The organism is Streptomyces sp. AB3(2024) (assembly GCF_041862025.1).
GTDB lineage: Bacteria > Actinomycetota > Actinomycetes > Streptomycetales > Streptomycetaceae > Streptomyces.
The window spans coordinates 1-383 of record NZ_JBGWAB010000360.1; the positions used below are offsets into that span (position 1 = coordinate 1).

A 383-nucleotide genomic window follows, 5' to 3' on the forward strand; every position below is an offset into this window, starting at 1 on the left:
TCCTGGCCGTTGGTGCCGACGAAGACACCGGCCTGACTGCCGCGCACGGCCGCCGGATCGATCCCGGCCCGCTCGAACGCCTCCCAGGTGGTCTCCAGGAGCAGGCGCTGCTGCGGGTCCATGGCCAGGGCCTCGCGCGGCGAGATCCCGAAGAAGTCGGCGTCGAAGTCGGCGACGTCGTAGATGAACCCGCCCTCACGGGCGTAGAACGTGCCCTGCTGGTCGGGATCCGGGTTGTAGAGCCGCTCCAGGTCCCAACCACGATCGGCCGGGAACTCACCGATGGCGTCACCGCCCTCGGACAGCAGACGCCACAGGTCCTCCGGCGTCCGCACACCACCCGGGAAGCGGCAGCTCATCGCCACGATCGCGATCGGGTCGTC

General features: G+C 70.0%; 1 protein-coding gene. It reads right to left on the reverse strand.

The features are described 5' to 3' along the window. The coding region (locus tag ACEPPI_RS40765) for a beta-ketoacyl synthase N-terminal-like domain-containing protein (RefSeq protein WP_373920279.1) at window positions 1-383 on the reverse strand (383 nt) is incomplete at both ends.